Source organism: Pseudoalteromonas spongiae UST010723-006, from assembly GCF_000238255.3.
Classification (GTDB): domain Bacteria; phylum Pseudomonadota; class Gammaproteobacteria; order Enterobacterales; family Alteromonadaceae; genus Pseudoalteromonas; species Pseudoalteromonas spongiae.
In genome coordinates, this window is record NZ_CP011040.1 from 109,041 (window position 1) to 128,488 (window position 19,448).

22 protein-coding genes are annotated in these 19,448 nt (G+C 40.1%); 13 read left to right on the plus strand and 9 right to left on the minus strand.

All coding sequences use genetic code 11. From position 1 onward, the window contains the following. Positions 1–3: 3 nt before the first annotated feature. Positions 4–585, minus strand: coding sequence for an NAD(P)H-dependent oxidoreductase (locus PSPO_RS14975; protein WP_010558352.1), 582 nt, complete (start codon positions 583–585; stop codon positions 4–6). Positions 586–702: 117 nt separating this feature from the next. On the opposite strand from PSPO_RS14975, the gene PSPO_RS14980 reads away from it, so the two are divergent. The 5 genes from PSPO_RS14980 to PSPO_RS21880 all read left to right on the plus strand — a co-directional run bounded on the left by PSPO_RS14980 (position 703) and on the right by PSPO_RS21880 (position 5,539). After that, on the plus strand, positions 703–1,068 hold the full coding sequence (locus PSPO_RS14980; RefSeq protein WP_010558351.1) for a winged helix-turn-helix transcriptional regulator: 366 nt from the start codon (positions 703–705) through the stop codon (positions 1,066–1,068). A gap of 182 nt (positions 1,069–1,250) precedes the next feature. Continuing rightward, positions 1,251–3,122, plus strand: a complete 1,872-nt coding sequence (locus PSPO_RS14985) for a methyl-accepting chemotaxis protein (RefSeq protein WP_010558350.1) — start codon at positions 1,251–1,253, stop codon at positions 3,120–3,122. Positions 3,123–3,187: 65 nt separating this feature from the next. Next, entirely contained in the window at positions 3,188–4,318 is a 1,131-nt protein-coding gene (locus PSPO_RS14990; RefSeq protein ID WP_010558349.1) for a porin, read from the plus strand. Positions 4,319–4,324: 6 nt separating this feature from the next. Continuing rightward, complete coding sequence (locus PSPO_RS14995) at positions 4,325–5,131, plus strand: substrate-binding periplasmic protein (protein ID WP_010558348.1); 807 nt, start codon at positions 4,325–4,327, stop codon at positions 5,129–5,131. A gap of 183 nt (positions 5,132–5,314) precedes the next feature. Next, entirely contained in the window at positions 5,315–5,539 is a 225-nt protein-coding gene (locus PSPO_RS21880; protein WP_010558347.1) for a hypothetical protein, read from the plus strand. Between the two features lie 76 nt (positions 5,540–5,615). On the opposite strand, the gene PSPO_RS15005 is transcribed toward PSPO_RS21880, so the two are convergent. From PSPO_RS15005 to PSPO_RS15020, 4 genes are all read right to left on the minus strand, one after another. Then, positions 5,616–6,551: a GTP-binding protein gene (locus PSPO_RS15005; protein ID WP_010558346.1), complete on the minus strand. Its 936-nt coding sequence runs from the start codon at positions 6,549–6,551 to the stop codon at positions 5,616–5,618. A gap of 114 nt (positions 6,552–6,665) precedes the next feature. After that, a complete protein-coding gene (locus tag PSPO_RS15010) occupies positions 6,666–7,331 on the minus strand; it encodes a DUF1826 domain-containing protein (RefSeq protein WP_010558345.1) in 666 nt (221 codons plus the stop codon). Between the two features lie 71 nt (positions 7,332–7,402). Beyond that, positions 7,403–8,731 (minus strand): dihydroorotase, encoded by a 1,329-nt coding sequence (locus PSPO_RS15015; protein ID WP_010558344.1) that lies wholly within the window; start codon positions 8,729–8,731, stop codon positions 7,403–7,405. A 31-nt stretch (positions 8,732–8,762) separates the two neighbouring features. Further along, complete coding sequence (locus PSPO_RS15020) at positions 8,763–9,212, minus strand: Fur family transcriptional regulator (RefSeq protein WP_010558343.1); 450 nt, start codon at positions 9,210–9,212, stop codon at positions 8,763–8,765. A 133-nt stretch (positions 9,213–9,345) separates the two neighbouring features. Here PSPO_RS15020 and PSPO_RS15025 point away from each other — a divergent pair, with 133 nt between their 5' ends. Continuing rightward, positions 9,346–10,746, plus strand: a complete 1,401-nt coding sequence (locus tag PSPO_RS15025; protein ID WP_010558342.1) for an alkaline phosphatase PhoX — start codon at positions 9,346–9,348, stop codon at positions 10,744–10,746. A 110-nt stretch (positions 10,747–10,856) separates the two neighbouring features. Further along, on the plus strand, positions 10,857–11,570 hold the full coding sequence (gene bla, locus PSPO_RS15030) for a subclass B1 metallo-beta-lactamase (RefSeq protein WP_040642207.1): 714 nt from the start codon (positions 10,857–10,859) through the stop codon (positions 11,568–11,570). A 28-nt stretch (positions 11,571–11,598) separates the two neighbouring features. Here the strand turns inward: bla and PSPO_RS15035 are convergent, their stop codons facing one another. Continuing rightward, on the minus strand, positions 11,599–12,003 hold the full coding sequence (locus PSPO_RS15035; protein ID WP_084616563.1) for a winged helix-turn-helix transcriptional regulator: 405 nt from the start codon (positions 12,001–12,003) through the stop codon (positions 11,599–11,601). Between the two features lie 111 nt (positions 12,004–12,114). On the opposite strand from PSPO_RS15035, the gene PSPO_RS15040 reads away from it, so the two are divergent. The 4 genes from PSPO_RS15040 (at position 12,115) to PSPO_RS15055 (ending at position 15,920) form a co-directional block, all read left to right on the plus strand. Next, a complete protein-coding gene (locus PSPO_RS15040; RefSeq protein ID WP_010558339.1) occupies positions 12,115–12,594 on the plus strand; it encodes a nuclear transport factor 2 family protein in 480 nt (159 codons plus the stop codon). A gap of 619 nt (positions 12,595–13,213) precedes the next feature. Further along, positions 13,214–14,311 carry a BAR domain-containing protein gene (locus tag PSPO_RS15045; protein ID WP_010558338.1) on the plus strand — a complete coding sequence of 366 codons (1,098 nt, stop codon included), beginning with the start codon at positions 13,214–13,216 and terminating at the stop codon, positions 14,309–14,311. Between the two features lie 105 nt (positions 14,312–14,416). After that, on the plus strand, positions 14,417–14,890 hold the full coding sequence (locus PSPO_RS15050; protein WP_010558337.1) for a hypothetical protein: 474 nt from the start codon (positions 14,417–14,419) through the stop codon (positions 14,888–14,890). A 73-nt stretch (positions 14,891–14,963) separates the two neighbouring features. Next, on the plus strand, positions 14,964–15,920 hold the full coding sequence (locus PSPO_RS15055) for a glycerophosphodiester phosphodiesterase family protein (RefSeq protein ID WP_010558336.1): 957 nt from the start codon (positions 14,964–14,966) through the stop codon (positions 15,918–15,920). 121 nt (positions 15,921–16,041) lie between these two features. Here PSPO_RS15055 and PSPO_RS15060 read toward each other — a convergent pair whose 3' ends face one another. Further along, positions 16,042–16,545 carry a lactoylglutathione lyase family protein gene (locus PSPO_RS15060; RefSeq protein WP_010558335.1) on the minus strand — a complete coding sequence of 168 codons (504 nt, stop codon included), beginning with the start codon at positions 16,543–16,545 and terminating at the stop codon, positions 16,042–16,044. A gap of 102 nt (positions 16,546–16,647) precedes the next feature. Here PSPO_RS15060 and PSPO_RS15065 point away from each other — a divergent pair, with 102 nt between their 5' ends. Then, entirely contained in the window at positions 16,648–17,553 is a 906-nt protein-coding gene (locus PSPO_RS15065) for a LysR family transcriptional regulator (protein WP_010558334.1), read from the plus strand. Here the strand turns inward: PSPO_RS15065 and PSPO_RS15070 are convergent. Together PSPO_RS15070 and PSPO_RS15075 are read right to left on the minus strand one after the other, a co-directional pair. Further along, a complete protein-coding gene (locus PSPO_RS15070) occupies positions 17,542–18,156 on the minus strand; it encodes a LysE family translocator (protein ID WP_010558333.1) in 615 nt (204 codons plus the stop codon). The two genes, PSPO_RS15065 and PSPO_RS15070, sit on opposite strands and share 12 nt — an antisense overlap. Positions 18,157–18,165: 9 nt before the next feature. Beyond that, positions 18,166–18,501 carry a DUF2834 domain-containing protein gene (locus tag PSPO_RS15075; protein ID WP_040642212.1) on the minus strand — a complete coding sequence of 112 codons (336 nt, stop codon included), beginning with the start codon at positions 18,499–18,501 and terminating at the stop codon, positions 18,166–18,168. 230 nt (positions 18,502–18,731) lie between these two features. On the opposite strand from PSPO_RS15075, the gene PSPO_RS15080 reads away from it, so the two are divergent. Next, the gene (locus PSPO_RS15080) at positions 18,732–19,436 is read left to right on the plus strand and encodes a spondin domain-containing protein (protein WP_010558331.1); all 705 of its coding nucleotides are present in this window, start codon (positions 18,732–18,734) and stop codon (positions 19,434–19,436) included. Positions 19,437–19,448 lie beyond the last annotated feature (12 nt).

Sequence of the window (19,448 nt, forward strand, 5' to 3'; positions counted from 1 at the left end):
CCGTTAAAAGTGATCATTCAGGTGGGCTTTAAAACGTTCTAAATCGTTTTCTACATTTGCGTTTTTCATCACATCAAAACAGGCAAATGTTGGTAATGCGCGCATATCAAAAAATTTAAAATTCATGTGCATAGGAAAGAGTAGATCATCTACCGATTTCCCGATAAAAAATTCACTTGGATCATTAAAGGCTTCTTCTGGCGCATTAAATGTAACTGACATCATATATTTAGTGTCTGTTAGTGTGCCGCCACGTCCATAATGTTTTTTAGGTTCATCTGCGGTTCTGCCATCGCCATTACACAGTGCGCCACCCATACCGGCTGTGTATACCTCATCCATGTATTTTTTGAATGACCAAGTCACGCCCATCCAATTAATTGGCGACTGAAAGATAATAACGTCTGCCCATTTATGGTTTTCAAGCTCTTGCTCAACATTGATTTCGTCTTGCATTGTTACTACGCGTGTTTCGTGACCTTTTTGCGTCAAGAATGAAACGGCTTCGTCTACTAAGGTTGCGTTTAACTTACCTTCTGAGAACGGGTAATACTGGTGACCATTAATAATTAAAATATTGCTCATTGTTCTTTCCTAATGTTAGGTTTCATCAAAAATGTATATGAGGTATATTTTAGGGACCTAGTATGCCAATTCAATTAGTATACTTTTAGTAACCTAGTATTTAGAGGCATATTTTTAATGGAAAGTTATGTAAAAACAGATGCTAAGGGCAGGAAAAAAGTTTTTAACGTGTGTGATGAACCGTGCGCAATTGAAAAAGGCATGCGTTTAATTGGTGGTAAATGGAAAGGCTCAATTATTTATCATTTAAAAGACGAGCCTGTGCGTTTTAACGATTTAGTAAGAATGTTAGGTGGCGCAACTAAAAAAATGGTTGATCAACGCTTAAAAGAACTTGAACAAGAGGGCATGGTACTGCGTAAAGTCATTAATGAGCGACCAGTAGCTGTAACTTACGAATTAACAGAATTTGGCCGCTCTGCGCTTGATATTTTAGAGTCGCTGAGACAGTGGTCTGAATCACATAATTTAGTCATTAAATAAGACTAACCATAAATGCCTAACGGGTTTTTAGGCAGGTTATTAAGGCATACCATTATCCATTAATGCACAGGAAAAATGTAAATTTATCAACTAATGTTAAAGGCATCTCATAAAAAGAGGCTAAGCAACCCACTTGCTTAGACACTTTTTAGTTATGTAGCAAACATTAGGTTGAGAATGTTATGAAATTTGTTCATAAGGTTGCAATTGCATCTTCACTGTTACTGATTATCACCATTGCCTTTCTTGGCACCATTCAATTTTTCACTGTTAAATCAAAACTTCAAACAACCATCGAAGAGAGCATTGAAGACATTGTGCACGGTGTTAAAAATACTGTTTCGTCAGAGCTTGGTGGTAAAAAAGCAATTGCCAGTTATGCTACATCGCTTGCACAACTAGACCCCTCTCATCAGCACATTACTGATGTCATTCGTATTCCTGAAATTAAACAAGAGTTTTTACTGATTGGCGGCGGCTATGAATCTGATGGTTCAAACTTTAAAAGTGACCCTGATTGGGAGCCAGGAGCTAGTTGGGACCCAAGAGTAAGACCTTGGTATGTAAAAGCAAAAAATGAAAGGCAACTGATTATTACTGAACCTTATGCGGATTCGGCTACAGGTGAAATACTCATTTCCGTTGCCACTCCGTTGATTAAAGCGAACGAATTTATTGGCGCGATCTTTTTTGATTTGAGTCTTTCTGGTTTATCGGATCTGGTCAATCGCGTGCAATTATTTGATGCAGGTTACATTTTTATTGTGTCTGAAAGTGGTGTGGTAATCGCCCACCCTGATGCCAGTAAAAATGGCAAAAATATGAGTGAGTTTTTACCAAATTCTCGCATTCAGGTTAATAACATTGAACACCCAATCGTTGATGGCGAAGAGTTTAACCTAAGGTTTGCCAAAATTCCTGATCAGGATTGGTACATTGGCGTGCTACTCAACGAAAAAATTGCCTATAAAGCGGTTACCGATATGCGTAACCAAGTTGTCATTTTTAGTATTATTGCCTTAATTGTAAGCGTGTTAGTGCTGCAGTTTATAATTAAAAAATTATTGACGCCGCTTAATGCACTAAACAGTGCGATAGAGAATATCGCAACTGGCGAAGGGGACTTAACAAGACGGCTATCTACCGACACAGATCAAGAATTTGCTGAATTGGCCACCGGATTTAACCTGTTTAAAGAAAACCTTAGAGAGCAAATTAAGCTGTTAAAGTCGACTGGCGATGATGTTCTAAGCAGTATGAGAGTATCACAACAAGGCGTACACGATTCGAATGCTGCGGTATCGACGCAGTTGCAAGAAATTGATTTGCTTGCCACCGCGATGAATCAAATGACGGTAACCGCTTCTGAGGTTGCTAATAATGCACAAAGTGCCGCTGAAGCCACGAAAGAAGCTGATAACGCCACCCAAACAGGCGTGCAAATCGTAGAACAAACAACCTCATTGATTGATACATTATCGACGCGCATTGAGCATGCGGTTGGTAATGTCGAAATTTTAGAAAATGCGACCCATAACATTGAAACCATTTTGCAGGTGATCAACGAGATTGCTGAACAAACTAACTTGCTGGCGCTTAATGCCGCAATTGAAGCCGCAAGGGCGGGTGAACAGGGGCGTGGTTTTGCCGTGGTGGCCGATGAAGTTCGCACACTTGCCTCTCGTACCCAAGATTCCACAACTGAAATTCGCGCCATGATTGATCAATTGCAATCGGGCGTAAAAACGGTTGTAGAAGCGATGAAAGTAAGTCAAGGCGCTGCACAAGAAACCGTTGAACAAGCAAAAAGCACACAGCAAGCACTCGATAGAATTTGCGCTGCAATTAATTTAATTAATGACATGAATACGCAAATAGCATCAGCGGCCGAAGAGCAAAGTTCGGTGTCGGAAGAAATTAATGAAAACACCGTTAGGATCCGAGATATTTCCGTCAATGTTTCTAATTATGCACACCAAACTAGCGAATCAATTGAATTGCAGGCCAATAGTATTCAAGAGCAAAAGCAAATATTAGACCGCTTTAAGGTGTAACGGACAATCGCCTGTTTAATCAATGGACAGTAGTTTAGTCAGTTAGCCATAGTGAGGATACACCGATGAAACGCTTTAACTTACTGCTTTGTGCACCGTTACTTTTTGGCCATATTGCACATGCCAATAACAACCAAGCAAATGAAATTGAGCTTATAAAACAGCAGTTACTTGAGTTGCAAAAACGTTTGACAGATTTAGAAGCAAAAGCCAAGCAACAAGGCGCTACGAATAAAAACGATATGCCAGAAAGCCCAGAGGTTTTACAGCCGAAGAAGCGCGAAGACGGCAGTATTAAGCTGTATGCGACATTGCGGCCAACTTACGGTTATATTGAAGATCAAAATGATGACTTTTGGGATATTCAGGATGCGTTGTCTCATGCTGGATTTAAATCTACCTATCGATTTAAGCCCGGTTGGCAGGCAATTGCTCATGGTGAATGGAGTATTGACCTTGGTAACAATGGTGATTTTGGCAAGGCCAGACAAGTATATGTAGCGCTAGATTCGCCAATCGGCCAGTTTGGTCTTGGTAAACAAAGACCGGTGCAATACACCTTAATTGCGGAATATGTGGATATTTTTAACCATCGCAGTAGCCCCTTTGCTTACGATGTTGAAAGCCCGTTTTTTGTTAATAACCTTGTCACTTATGAAAACCAAATCAAGGATTTTAAGTTTATAATAGGTGGACAGTTTGACGGTGATAGTGGCGATGATTTTGCCGACTTTATTAATACTGGTTTAGGTTACAGCCGAAATGGGCTGCATTTAGCGTTAACCTATTCAAGACAGGATGATTATAACCAGCAACAACTTAAAATTGGTAAAACTGAAGTGATAGCGGGCATGGCAGCGCTTGATATTAGCGACAATCTTTATGCAGCCATTGCGTATCAAGATGTTGATTATCAGCGTGTTAACTCAAGAAGCGGCTCCACGCTCGATGTTTCACTGGCCTATCGTTTTCATCCTTTGTATCGCGCTAAATTAGGCTTCTTTGATTTCGACGATGGAAATTCAAAACTTGAAACTAAAAGCCATCAAGGAGCCAACTTAACATTTGAGTGGCTGCCAAGCGATAATCTACGCTTTCATTTAGAATATTTAACGAAAGACTTTGATGCCTTGAACGATACTCAGTCAATTTCGGTAGGCTTTCGCTATGATTACTCTCAGCAGTGGGCGTATTAAAACCACATGATAATTAAGTACCATTTGCGTTTGCGTCCATTAGTTGCATTGAGTTTACTGCTTTTTTGCAGTGCCCATTTATTTGCGGTAGATAGTCAAGAAGTATGCATTTTAGTTGACGATGATTACCCGCCTTACAGCTACATTGAAAATGGCAAAGTCAAAGGCATCTATATCGACTTTATACGCCAAGTGAGCCGTGAACTTGCACCTAATTATCATATTCGTTTTTTGCCACTGCCATGGAAACGTGCATTAATGCTTATGGAACAAGGTAAAGAGCTTGCCATTTTACCTCCTTATAAACACCCTGAAACACGCCCCTTTATTTCTCATTATTCGGAAAAAATTGGATTAGAAGAAGTCGTAGTGTTGTGCCATAAAAATGTGCGATTAGTTGATTATTTTTCTCAAAATAAAACCTCAAAGCCGCTTAGTCTAGGCATTAATGCGGGTTATATACTGCTCAATGATAAATATTCTAAAGCAGTTAAACAGGGCACAATTTTGCTAGAAAGCAATAAGAGCACAGAACATAATGTTGAAAAATTACTGAAACGGCGAATTGATTGTTATATAAATGATAAAACATCAACCTTGTTGGTGTTAAAAGATGCGTTAGCGCAAAATAATATGCCGAATAATGCCGATTTTATTGTTATGGAAACCATTTCTTCCCAATCTGCACATATTGGCTTTTCAAAAGAATATGTGAAGCATTTTACTGATTTTGAGTCGTTTTTGGCTGAGCTAAATAACGCCATTAAACAGATATCTAATCAGCAGCGAACGACTGACTCAGTTGATCAGTAAACTTAATCTATAAAGTGGTACATAAGGATATGACGTTTCTACTCTACATTTCTGCTTGCTTACTTACTGTTACTGGTATCGTTTGCACACTCTTACCTTGGTGAGCGTTACATTCTGATAAGGTTATTCAAGCGAGATAATTTACCTAAGCTTTTTGGTAACGATGATTTTACCAAACGCACATTGCGTTTTGCTTGGCATTTAACCTCGGTAACTTGGGTTGGTTTTGCCGCGATTTTGTTGGCACTTGCAGAGCCAAACCCTAGTAAAGTTGCGCTGTTTTATATTATTGCAGTGACGTTTGCTATTCATTTTATCGTTGCATTAGTGGGCTCGAAAGCCAAACACTTGTCGTGGATGTTATTTGCGGTAGTTAGTATCTTGAGTGCGGTTGCGGCAAATAGTTAGCGTTGTGTTGTTTTTTGATTAGCGATAAAAATAGCGCGTTACGCGCTATTTTCAATTACCGTAAAGTGGCTTTGCGTTAAACGTTACACACCGCCGGTTTTTCCCGCTTTTTTGCTGCGATTAAAGCGTTTTTAATTACCCGCTCTAATAATGCTTTATCGCTTCCTGGGCCAATGGTAAGTAATTTTGTTCCGGTGTCAGGTTTTCCGCGATAAGGTCTAACATATACTTCTCCGTCTGGGCAGCGCTCAAAATACACATAATGGGGCTCATCGGCGACAGTGGTACAGCCCTTTATGCGTAAAATGGTGCTGGGTAAAGCATCGCAAATGTCTTTTACGCATCGGTAATCGGGTAAATGTGGTAAATCGGCCGAACTCGACGCCCAATGCGCTTTATGATGCGCTAGTTTTGTTATTGTGTTGTTCGATGGAGCAATTTCAGGCAGCTGCGCAATATCTAAATCAGCAAAGCTAATAATGTGAGCGCTTGAATTGATCTTTTTGAGCTCGGCTTTTACGTGATTTACACGATTTGCATCTACTTTATCTTCATGGGTGAGCACTAAAATCGACGAGACTTGGATTTGATTTGCTTCGAGCTCGTTATACTCATCGCGCTTTTGCCAATTGTTTACATCAACCACTGATATTTGAATCGGCGGTAAAAAGCGCTCGTTAATACCAACGCCTAAAAATCCCATTAATGAACACGCATCGGTTGTGCCGTTTGCTTCAATAAAGGTAATGCCGTTAGTGCGCTTAGGAATGCGATTAACGCTGTCGCGCAGCTCTGAAATACCGCTGCAGCAAATGCAGCTGCCACTTAAGGCTTTTAACCACTGTTTGTCTAGTTTATCGCTAAGCTGAGCGATATCTAACTCGGCAGTTTCATAGTCGTTAAGCACAATAAACGGCTGCCAAAATTGCGCAAGTGCATTATCGACTAGCTTTTTAAGTAGGGTTGTTTTGCCGGCTCCTAAAAAACCAACAATAACTATAATTGCTTCCATAAAATTCTCTTGATGAAATGTGAAATGGTATTAATACCTTGTCATAATGGTTAACGCTAAACGCCAATTTTTAACTGAGCTAGGCGCGTTAAATCTGCCACTTTGGCAGGGCAGCTAATCGATAAAATCGAGTGTGATTACTAGGCGTTTTTCATTATTTGCAACGTGAGGTGAACGATGAACAAGTGCCGCATCTTGATTATTTTGCCAGCCTGAACCTTTTAGCAATGCCACATCACCAGATTGCATTTGTTGTATGGCATTTTCATGCAAATACACGCCAGACTCATCATCGCTTAGGCCAACACTGGCTAAACCTAGCTTAGTGTAATCAACATCTTCAAAAGCGAGCCATTCAGTCGCAGGCCCGCCCAAGGTTGAAACCAATCGACACGGGATTTTGTCAACATGGAATTTGGGACACATTGCTTTATCAAGCAAGATTAGGCGCAGCCCAGCACGTTTTAATTCAAATAAGGTACAAAACATATCGAGCAATATTTGAATATGCTGACAAAGTGCTGTTTTATCCGCAAGGGATTGATTTTCCATTAATTGCGCCATAACGTTGTCTGGTGTTGCCGCCAGCACCATATTTAAGTGTTCGCTATTTTGGCGCAAATTATTTGTTTGCTGTGTTGCGAGTTCGCTCAATTCGTTTTGCCAAATTGTTATGTTTACATCGTCTTGATAAATATCAGCTAGGATATTTGGTTGGTCAGAAATGGCAGCGTGGCGGTAAAGCGCGGTGTTGTTTTCTAAAATGGCATGATTACTCATAAGTTACCCCTGTTAAATCGGTTTATTTGCTAAAAATTGCGTGTCATAGGCATGACAAATAAACGCTACATTTAGCGGTTAAAAATTAGCGGCATTGCGCTGGTGGTTTCGTCAATAATGTCGCCATGGTTGTAAACGCATTGACCATTTACAAAGGTGTAGCGAATGCTGTGTGAAAATTGATGCCCAGCAAATGGCGACCATGCACAGTGATAATGGGTGTTGTCGTGTGTTACCGCTTCGCTCGCGCTACGACTCACCACGGTTAGGTCGGCAAAGTAGCCTTCACGGATAAAACCACGTTCATTTATTTTGAAGCGTTTAGCTGGGTTATGAGCTGTTTTTTCAACAACTTGCTCAATAGTCAATGCGCCGCGTTTTACTTGGTCAAATAAACTCAGCAGAGCATGTTGCACTAGTGGTAATCCTGCAGGTGCGTCACAATAAGTCACTTGTTTTTCTTGCCATGTATGCGGTGCATGATCGGTGGCAATAATGTCTATTCGGCCATCGTTTAACGCATTCAATAAAGCGAAGCGATCATGCTCTGATTTAATTGCTGGATTACACTTAATTAAATTGCCAAGGCGGGTGTAATCATCTTGGTTAAACCATAAGTGATGAACACAGGCTTCTGCGGTAATGTGTTTGTTATCGACGGGGCCTGCTTCAAATAGCGCCAGCTCTTTAGCTGTTGTGATATGCAGCACATGCAAGTCGCTACTATATTTTTTCGCCAAATTTACAGCGTAAGAAGACGAGGCATAACAGGCTTCAACATCGCGAATAATCGGATGATCGTGAATCGTTAGTGGTCTATTTGCCAATCCTTTTAAATTGTTGGCAATAATATCGCCCTTCTCACAATGTGTGGCGATAAGTGTTGGGCACTCTTTAAAAATTGCTTCAAGCGCAGCTGGGTGCTCTACTAATAAATCACCCGTTGATGCACCCATAAATACTTTTACACCACATACGGTTTTTGGGTCACACGCCTTAATTTGATCAAGGTTGTCAGGCGTTGCACCTAAGTAAAATGCGTAATTTGCCATTGAATTGGCTGCGGCAATATCGCGTTTATGCCTCAAAGCCGCATGGTTTGTAGTTGCAGGGTTTACATTGGGCATTTCCATATAGCTTGTAATACCGCCCGCTACCGCAGCGCGCGATTCGCTAGCGATGTTTGCTTTCCACTCAAGGCCTGGTTCGCGAAAATGAACTTGATCATCAATCATCCCCGGAAGTAACCAATCACCTTGTAAATCGATGACTTGTTCGTTTGGCTGTGCACTAAGGTGTTTTTCGATGCGCTCTATGCGGCCTTTATTTATTCGTAAGTCGGCTTCAAATATGCTGTTTTCATTAACAATTTTGGCATTTTTTAAAAGGGTTAAATTCATTTATATTCCGCAAAGTGTCAGTGTTAAAGGGTCAAGACGAACATGCTTGGCAAATGCCTTGAAATTCGTATTGAGGTGATTTGAGTTGAAATCCGTGTTTTGCAATATGCTCACTTAATTCATTTGTGATGGTGTGGGGAATATGGATTTCGGTGACTTTTTGGCACACATTACAAATTAAAAATTGGCTGTGAGGATGATGTGATTGGCACTCTAAATGGGCACAGGCAATGTATTTGTTTACAAGGTCGAGCTTATGAACAAGGTTAACCGAAACGAGTAAATCGAGCGTGCGGTAAATTGACACTACAGGAATTGACAGTGAGAAATCGTTCTCACAAAAATGTGCTAATTCGTAAGGTGAAAGCGCCCGATTAGCCAGCACTAAGGTATGGAAAATTTCCATGCGTTTTTGTGTTGCTTTCACACCTGCGAGTTTGAACCGCTTTTTCAGTTCGGCTTCCTTTTCAATTGATAACATTTTCGCCCCTGTTATGAATTTGTGAAATGTTATAATATAACAAAATAAATCAAAGGCAACATACACAGCGATTTAATGAAAATGTCGTCTTTATGGGGTAGGCTAAAATTTATAACGAGAGAGGGCATTTATAATGGTTTCACGCAGGCAATTTACTAAAAATACCGTGACATTAGCGTTTATGGGGTTGAGCAGTAGTTTACTCGGCTGTGCAATTTCGCCATCGAGTAATTTAAACCGTGTTAGCACCCCCAGTGTGCGCGGCTATGGTGATTTAGTTGAAGATCCAAAAGGGTTAATTGATCTGCCAAAAGGATTTAGTTACCGCGTTATATCTTCTTTGAATAATGAAATGAGTGATGGTTTAACAGTACCCGATCGCGCCGATGGCATGGGCTGTTTTGCACTTGATGAAAACCGGGTTGCGCTTGTGCGCAATCATGAACTAAGCCCAAAGCATTTAGATGATGCATCAAATGAGATTAAACATCACATAAGCGACCTTGCTTATGATTCACAACATGGCAATGTTGCACTTCCTGGAGGGACCACTCACATCATTTACAATTTGCGTACGCAAAAAGTAGAGCGTGAGTTTTACAGTTTAGTTGGCACGATTCGAAATTGTGCGGGCGGCACAACGCCTTGGGGAAGCTGGCTAACGTGTGAAGAATCGGTGGCGACACCCGATGGTGAAATAAACAAATCTCATGGTTATGTATTTGAGGTGCCGGCAACTGCTACGGGTTTGGTTAAGGCACAGCCACTTCGCGCTATGGGCCGTTTTAATCATGAAGCGGCTGCAGTTGATCCGCGTACAGGCATTGTCTACCTCACAGAAGATAGAGGCGATAGTTTGTTTTATCGCTTTATTCCTAAAGTAAAAGAAAAATTGCACTTAGGTGGTCAATTACAAGCACTTGTTTTTAAACACAGCAAACAGTTCGATACACGCAATTGGCAGTTAACCACTTTGCCAATTGCGAAGTGGTTTGAAGTGGAATGGATAAACCTTGATAACCCTGAAAGCCCAGAAGATGACCTTCGTAAACGCGGCTATGAAGCGGGTGCAGCGGTTTTTGCTCGTGGAGAAGGCATTCATTTTGGCGAAAACGAACTTTATTTTTGCTGCACCAATGGTGGTACAAAGCAGCTTGGTCAAATAATGCGATATCAACCGTCTGCTTTTGAAGGCACGGATAACGAGGCAGAGCACCCCGCATTATTACAACTGTTTTTAGAAAGTAGCGATGAATCACTATATAACTTTGGCGATAACTTAACAGTGATGCCAAATGGCCATTTATTGGTATGTGAAGACCAATATAGTTTATTTCCTGATAACTATTTACGCGGTGTAACGCCAAGTGGGGCAGTTTATCCATTTGCCAAAATAAATATTAATACAGAGCCTGCAGGGGCGTGTTTTTCGCCAAATGGTGAGGTGTTATTTGTTAATTTGTATTCGCCTACGCGCACATTGGCAATTACGGGTCCTTGGCAAAATTTTATAAATGAAGCAGCCGAAGCATAAACTGTTAACAACATAAGTTGACCTTTGTTGTTTGTTTTTGCAAGGTAATAGCTTTATTTCTCGTTACTGGTTTTTACATGTTTAGTTCAATTAATGCGCTGGGTAAATCTATGCTATATGTGCTTTTTATTATTAGCTTTAATCTTAACGCCGCGGATCCGAAATTAACGATAAAGCCAATACAAAATGGGGTTTATGAGCATATTTCCTATCAGCACGTTGGTCAGTGGGGCAATGTTTCTGCACGTGGGTTAGTTGTTGTTGACGGTAAAGAGGCTTACATGATTGATACGCCTTGGTCGAACAGCGACACCGAAAAACTGATTAATTGGACAAACGAGCAAGGCTTTACACTGAAAGCCGCTGTTGTGACGCATTTTCATCAAGATGCAAGTGGCGGATTGACTGCACTAAACCAGCGAAATATTCCAACTTATGCCTATAAAAAAACGAATCAGTTATTAGAAAAACATAAAGGGCTGTCGGCAACACATATTATTGAAGAGGATAAGTTTTCGCTGCTCAAAGATAAAATAGAGGTATTTTATCCTGGTGGCGGGCATACCGCTGACAATATTGTTGTATGGCTTGAAAAGCCACAAATTCTCTTTGCAGGCTGTTTTGTAAAGGGGCTTAACAGTAAAAATTTGGGCAACCTTGAAGATGCGCGTGTTTCAAAGTGGCCAACATCAATTGAAAATACGCTCAGTGCGTATCCGAATATCAAGCATGTATTTCCGGGGCACGGTCGCGCTGGCGATCAATCGTTACTACTTCATACCGCCAAACTAGCCAAAAACTACTTGGCAGAGCAAAATAAATAATTAGCTCAGGGGCAATAATTTAAGCGCACTAAGGTGCGCTTTTTATATTCGCCAGCAAGTCATTAATTAGTTCTTCGCGGTCGTTTTTTATACGCGTTAAAAGCTGCTCTGGTAGGTTTAAATTCTCACCGTGTTTACTGCTCCACACAATCATTTCAAGCAATATTGGCAAGGTATCTTTACCCGCTTGAGTAAGTGTATACAGCTTTTTTCGTTTATCGCTTTGCGCTGTTTGCTTACTTATTAAACCAACACTTTCTAGTTTTTCTAGCCTGCTCGATAAAATATTTGTTGCCATTTTCTCTTCAGAGTTTTGTAACTCCGAATAAGAACTTTTATTGAAGAAAATCAAATCCCTTAGGATCAGTAAGCTCCATTTATCACCAAGGTGATCCAACACATTCGAGATAGGGCAAAGTGATCGTTTACTCATAAGTATGCTCATTGAATAAGTTTTAGAGATTTTAATTTACTTGCAAACTGCAAGCAAATAATTTAACTTGCAAAATGAAAGTTAAATTTACAACTATATTTGAGAGTATTTATGAGCAAACCACATATTAATGTTGCAGCGTTAATCAAGCCTCACTGGTCAGCACAAGACAGAGAAAAAGTTGAGGCCGTTATCGCCTTTGTTCAACTGATAATGAATGACCACAATTTTGACCAAGTGACCAAACAATACGGACAAAATAGTTATAGGCAACATAATCGCACCATCGCTGATAATATTGAGGGTGTAGTTAAAGCGGTAAGCGATCTTGTAAAAACGGCGCCGGAGTTTAGTTACGATGTTAAACATGCGTTTGTTGATGGGGATTACGTTATTATTCATTCGCATGCAACGCTAAAACGTAAACATCGTGGCGATGATACCCAAGGTTTTAATATTATCGATACATGGCGCTTGGAAAATGGCAAATTGGTTGAGCATTGGGATGCCGTGCAAGGTTTAAGTTTTTCGATGCGCCTTTATAGTTTGATGGTTGGCGGTAAAATGCGTAATAGTAATGGCGTGTTTTAGCTTATAGGTATTAACTTAAAGGTGTTAACAGTAAAGATGGCGTTAATTTATAGCTGTTTAGATATAAAAATTCTTTTCTAACCATCCATGATGCATTCTTGTCTATTTTTGTTACACAACAAAAATGAAACACGAGTTTATTGGGAATAAATTTGAACAGCGAAGCTGGCCGGCAGGAAGCCTAGAATCATCTGAGCTTCGTAGCTTGAGCAAGTGAGGTGTGTGGCATACATGGTCGTAAGGCATTAGAATAATGCAGGAGCGATTATCGAGGTGACCGATGGAACAAAGCTTCATGGATGAATTCTTAACTCAGCTTCATAACATGCTTAGTTGCGATAAGGCAGATCAGAGCGAATAGCAGTCATTAGAAATTTATTTTTCAGCACCGACTTTATGTCCAGTTGCTATGAGTTTCTCCTATATTCAGGAAACGACCCATTTGGTCGTCTTTATCCTCTTCATAATTTCTATAATGATTAAAAGTATATCTGTAGCAACAAGTTAGTAAGTGTGATAGAACTGGTGCAATGACAAAAATAACCCGTGGCTCGGTAAAAAAACAACCCATTGGGTCGATATTAAATTGTTATGTATTCAATCATTATACGGAGATTCAATGGCACAAGGTGTAGTTTCAGACAATTGGTCACTTCAAGATATTTCAAGCCTTTTAGTATCAGGTATGGATGATAGCTCAGCAGATGAGATCATAGTTAAAGATAAAAGTTATTCATATAATCCAATTTCATTTGCTTCTGTTCAAACAGAAGCACTTTTTGATTTTATTACTGACTTAGTCCTTCGCGATGAAATTTTGGTTGATAAGAGCTTCACACATGCTTGGACTGCTTCAAATAGTCCGATTTTAAAAGCGAAAGAGCAAGGGGTTGTTAGAAGCTATCCATTTTTAAATGAATCTGAAAAATTAGCCTTACCAAAAAGTCGAATAATTGAGCATATGTGCTCAAATGAGTCTCTAAAAAAATCACATCAAGAAAACATAACTAGTTGGAAAGAGACCCAACAAGTTACGCATCCGCTACTCTCAGCAACTATGTGGGGCGGAGCTGGAATGTGTGCAAGAAGTTTTGTTTATGAAAAGAGTTATACACCACACCCTTTGAGAAAAAGATTTTTTGTTAATTCAGGTTTCATGTTGCCTGCTGGTGATGCACTTCATCAGGTGACGTCATTTTTGAATGATGAGCAGATGAAAGTTTCTAAGAAAATTTATGGAATAGACTCTCTGTATTCTTTGTTTATAAATATGCCTGCGATCCCGCTCCGAGTGATACAAGACTCATCGTCAATACCTCAACTTATTGAAGTAGCTTTAGAAATGAGAAACGATTTCTTAAATCTCCGGGAATGGCTTAAGCAATTTCAAAATGCGCTATCAAATGATGATATCAATGAGATTAATAATTACCGAAAACAATTGGATTCGGTATCACAAAATGTAAGTGCAAAAATTGGGTTAGGGGCAACAGGTAAGCCAGTGACAATGGAAGCTGGCATGGGGATTTTTAAGATTGCAACTCAAGTTAATCCTATCAATGCTCTCAAAAATCAGTTTGGTGTTAGAGCAACTCTGAATAAATTAATTTTTGGTTCAAATGGGAAACCGGAAATGAAAAAGTTTGTGAAAATGTTCGATCAACATAATACAGCCATCGGTTATGACATTGAACGCCATTTCACTAAAAATACATAACAAGTTGCTTAAACGGAATAAAGACAGTTGGTCATCGCTTCGCGATTATAGCCAACTATTTTTATCCGCTTAACGCGGCGTTAGGGTTATAGGGAAATATTAATTATGGATGCAGTATTACCAAGAGAGCGCAATTACATTCAGATCTTCATGGCATCCTTAGCGCCTCTTCCTGTTGTATTGTTTATGGCAGCTCAAGCTAAAAGCTTAGGGGCATTTATGCCCATTGTTATCCTAGTAGTTATGTTGGCTTCATTTGTGTTTTGGTTTAAAAATGGTACAAAGCCATCAGCCTGGGTTAAAGCCGGTACTTTGTATATTCGTGATGGCGCTTTCAGTGAGATCAGAATTCCGCGTAACAAAGTCCAATCTATGCGTTACGAGTCTCACCACTCTCAGTACATATCAAAAGGGCGCACCGGTGAAACCGTGCCGATGCATAAGCTATTCGTCAAAATGGAAGGGTTCCAAGAGTGGGAAGTTCCTATCAAGGACATGGTTGAGCTAGGTGCTGAATTAAGGCTGTATAAGTTTATTAAAGACAATTTTTACGATGTTGCTTTGGCTAAAAAGCCCTAACAAACGCATCAATTCGCGCCCCTTATGCGGGAGTTAGTTTTCATCGACCATCGATCAAGGATTCAGGTAATAAATGTTTATAAAAATAGTTAAGACGTTTTTGATTTGTCTGTTTTGCATAATTGCTCTAGGAGTGTTTAATGCTTATGTGTTCGTTCCTGACTTACAGCGACATGGCGAGATTGTGGCCTATCGAGGAGGCGGAAGTGCAGTTAACTATGAAAAATTAAAAAAAACTGGCTGTACCTCCCTTTCAATAGAAGCATCAAAGGGCAATTCAGTTGAAAACACACTAGAAGCTGCGGCGTCTTCCGTTGCAGCCGGAGCTAACGTAATTCATCTAAATGTTCACAGAACGCGTGATGATCAACTGGTTGTTTTTCATGACTGGACGTTAGATTGTGCTACAAATGGGTCTGGGCCAGTACATAAAACATCGTTTGAGCAGTTGAAAAATCTTGATGCAGGATATGGGTATACGTTTGATGATGGTGCGACTTTCCCATTTAGAGGAAAAGGTTTTAGGATTTCCAAGTTAGAGGCGTTTTACGAACGGTATCCAAAGCATGAGTTTTGGCTAAACCTAAAGAATAACGACATACGATCATTCGAAACTCTATATGAGTATTTAGCTGGAAAAAAATCTAGCCATATTGTAATTACCTCTTCAAAAGGTATGGAGTGGTTTCGAAACAAGGATTCGTCTTTACGGTTAGCAAGCGTTGGTAGTGTAAAGAGTTGCGGATTAAATTATCTTTTAGTTGGATGGGCTGGACTAGTTCCTGAGTCCTGTAGGAATGCCATTCTTTTTATACCTCCCTCGATGACAAAGTTTTTTTGGGGCTATCCTGAACGCCTCGCATCAAGACTACAGAGTTATGGTTCGGATGTTTATCTTTGGTCTCGACATGAATCGATTACCCAATCCTACGATGACGCTGTCGCATCGGGTATTGGTGTTATCACGAGTGATCTTGAGTTTATTCGTGCAACACAAGCTAACAAACGTGTCAATCAAGACGCTCGCTAGCTCAAAGCTATTACGGCGTTACGAATAACATTTGTTGGCACGTAAGCCTTTAATGGCAACTGTTAAAGGGGCTGATCACTTAACTAACTGTTAAATAATCAGCCTAGCAGGAGTGTAAAAGTTAGTTATAGGCACCACTTGCATAGTGTAATTCGTAGCTGTGGCTGTATATTTCTAAGATATTGCCAAATGGGTCTTCCATATAAATCATACGGTAAGGTTTTTCACCAGGGTAATAATAGCGTGGTTTTGCCATGCGTTTTTTACCGCCAGCGGCGACAATTTTTTCAGCCAATCCTTCTACATCTGGGTCTTGCACACAAAAGTGGAAAATACCTGTTTTCCAATATTCAAAGTTATCTTCGGGGTTTTCTTGGTTTTTAAATTCAAATAGTTCAACACCAATGCGGTCACCAGTAGATAAATGGGCAATGCGAAAACGTTGCCAGCCAGCACCAAACACATCGGTGCACATCTCGCCAATTGGCGAGTCGTCTTCAATAATTTCAGTGGGTTTCATAATTAAATACCAGCCTAACACCTCAGTGTAGAATTTTACTGCGGCTTCTAGGTCAGGTACTGAAATACCAATGTGTGAAAAGCTTCTTGGGTATGTGTGTGACATTGTGTTTCCTTTTCAAACAAGAAAAATTACTTGTGCTAAGCCTAGTTGATCAACTAAATTAATTGAAATTATTAAATTTTAGAAAACCTATAATTTAAAATTATGATGTTAAATAACATATGGTTAAAAACTTATATCACCCTAGTTGAGACAAAAAGTTTTACCAAAACCGCAGATTTATTAGCAATGACACAACCGGGTGTTAGCCAACATTTGCAAAAGTTAGAGAGTTATTGCGGCCAAGCCTTAATAAAGCGCTATGGCAAAGCATTTGAAATTACCGAGCAAGGAAAGTTGGTATATGACTATGCATTGTCGACGTTTAAGGGGCAGATTGATTTACTCGAGCAACTTAACTTTGATGATAAACACAGTGGGGTGTGTCGTATTGCATGCTCTGGCGCAAATGCATTACCTCTGTATGAAAAGCTTATTGCACAACAAGTTAAGTTACCAAAGCTGGTGTGCGAGCTTGAAATTGCGCCAAACGAACGTATTTTAGAGCACATTCAGCAAGGCTCAATTGATTTAGGCATTGTTAATCATTATTCAGCTGATAAAGGGTTTTCAGCAATGCGCTTAAGTCATGAAAAAATTTCTGTGGTGATGGCAAAAACTTGGCAGGGCACGATTACATCGTTTGATGATTTATGCCAACGCGGGTTTATTAACCACCCAGATGGTAAGCACTACCTAAGTATGGTGTTTAATCAACTTGATAAACACCCTAGCAGTATGGAACTTATGCCAGTTAGCGGTTATATCAACCAGCTCAATCAAATCCTGTTACCAGTATCAAAAGGGTTGGGTTTTACCGTTTTACCGCAAGTAGCAATTGCTCATTCACCTTTTAAAGACGTGCTTTGTGAATTTGAATTACCTAAACCAATTTCACAGCCAAGGTATTTAGTTAAAAAATATCAACGGGACTTACCTGCTCGTTTCGATTCAGTCATGGATTTGATAAGTGAGCATTTTGACGGTTCAAGCGACGTATTATTTAAGTAACTGGGAAATAATCTCGTGCATTACCGGTAATACCGATAACACCAATAACCCAGCCATGAATAAATTAAATATGCGCCTGTGGCTTTGGCTATTGAGTGCGTTTTGCAGCATAGAGCCGAACAATAACCACACACCAACACAAGGAAACGACACAATAAAAAATGTCAGTGAGATAATTAATTGCTGAGTTAATAAATCGCCACCACTTGAGGTAAATGCTGCAATAGCACCTGTTGCAACAATCCATGCTTTGGCATTTACCCATTGAAACAGCGCACCTTTCATAAACGAAAAAGGGGTTGCTTGACGGCTTTTTTCAACTTCTGAGCTGCTACTTGCAATAAGCCAGGCTAAATAAAGTAAATAGCCAACGCCTACGCATTTAATAATGAAATGCAAGGTGGGATAAAGGGCAAACAGCTGAGCAAAACCAAACCCTACAACCAGCAGCATTATACTAAAACCAAGGCAAATCCCTATTAGCAAGGGCAGGCTTTTCTTCACCCCAAAATTTACCCCAGAAGTCATCACCATAATATTGTTAGGACCCGGTGTAACCGATGATGAAATTGCAAAAAGCGTCACTGCCAGCAAATAATCCATGTAAATTCCTTAAATTGACTCAGCGTGAGTTAAGCGCGCATTTTGCTCACGGGTACGCAAATATAAATAAAGTGGTAAGCCACATGACACGCCCACACATAATGTGCCCACAAGCGCTAAGTACCAATACGCAACTTTATTTGTTTTTGCATCGACAATAATAAACACAATTAAGGCAATTGCGGCAATTAACACATCAAGCCAAGCGAATAGACTAATAGGATTGGCCGTTGCCAATTCAACAAATAAAGGTAGATTTGCGCCATTTTCAATGACCCAAGGAAGAAAAGCACCATAAGGAATAATGCTGCCTAAAAGTGCAGCTGCGAGATAAAAGTACTTCATATTATGTTGAACATCCATTTCATGTTTTATGCGATAACCAAAATTAGCCAAGGCGTATTTTGCGTTACAGATTAATTTATAGGTTGCCAATGCTCAATTGAACAATTCTTATTCATTTATCGCAAGTTAAAATTTTTTATGAAATCGTGATAATTTTGTGAGATTTCGGTGATGGCATTGAGAACTTTGTTTTTCATAGTGAAAGGGTCAATAACAACCGAGAACAAATTATGAAGACACAAATCCTTTCACTTTTTGCTACGAGTGCACTTCTTGCCGCGAGCAATGCAAGTGCTGCAGATATAGATGTAAAAATTACTAACTTAACCCAAGGCATTTATTTCACGCCGTTACTTGTTACGGCACACTCTAGCGATGCCATGTTGTATAAATTGGGTGAAGCGGCTTCACCTGAACTGCAAGCAATGGCTGAAGGCGGCAGCTTAGATGGGCTTGTAGCTATGGTAAATGGTATTGGTGCAGATACCATGGCAAACCCAGCGGGTGGTTTACTTGCCCCAGCCATGAGTACCATGACCAACTTAATGACAGCTGACGGCAATACCCAATTATCAATTGTCGGTATGATGCTACCAACCAATGATGGCTTTGTTGGCCTAAACAGCTGGAGCATTCCAAGCGAAGTGGGTACTTACACAATTTATTTAAATGCCTACGATGCGGGCACTGAAGCCAATAATGAGTTAGTAAAAAATGGATCTGGCGCACCGGGTGAACTTGGTATTCCGGCGTCTCCTGGGGTTGCTCCTGGCGAAAATGGCACAGGCGTTACCACTAGCGAAGAGAATAAAATGATCCATGTTCACCGCGGAAACCTTGGCGATGACGATGCTTCTGGCGGTAGTAGTGACTTACATAACACAGTTCACCGCTGGTTAAACCCAGTTGCGAAAGTAACAGTCACTGTGAAGTAATTGGGGGTCATT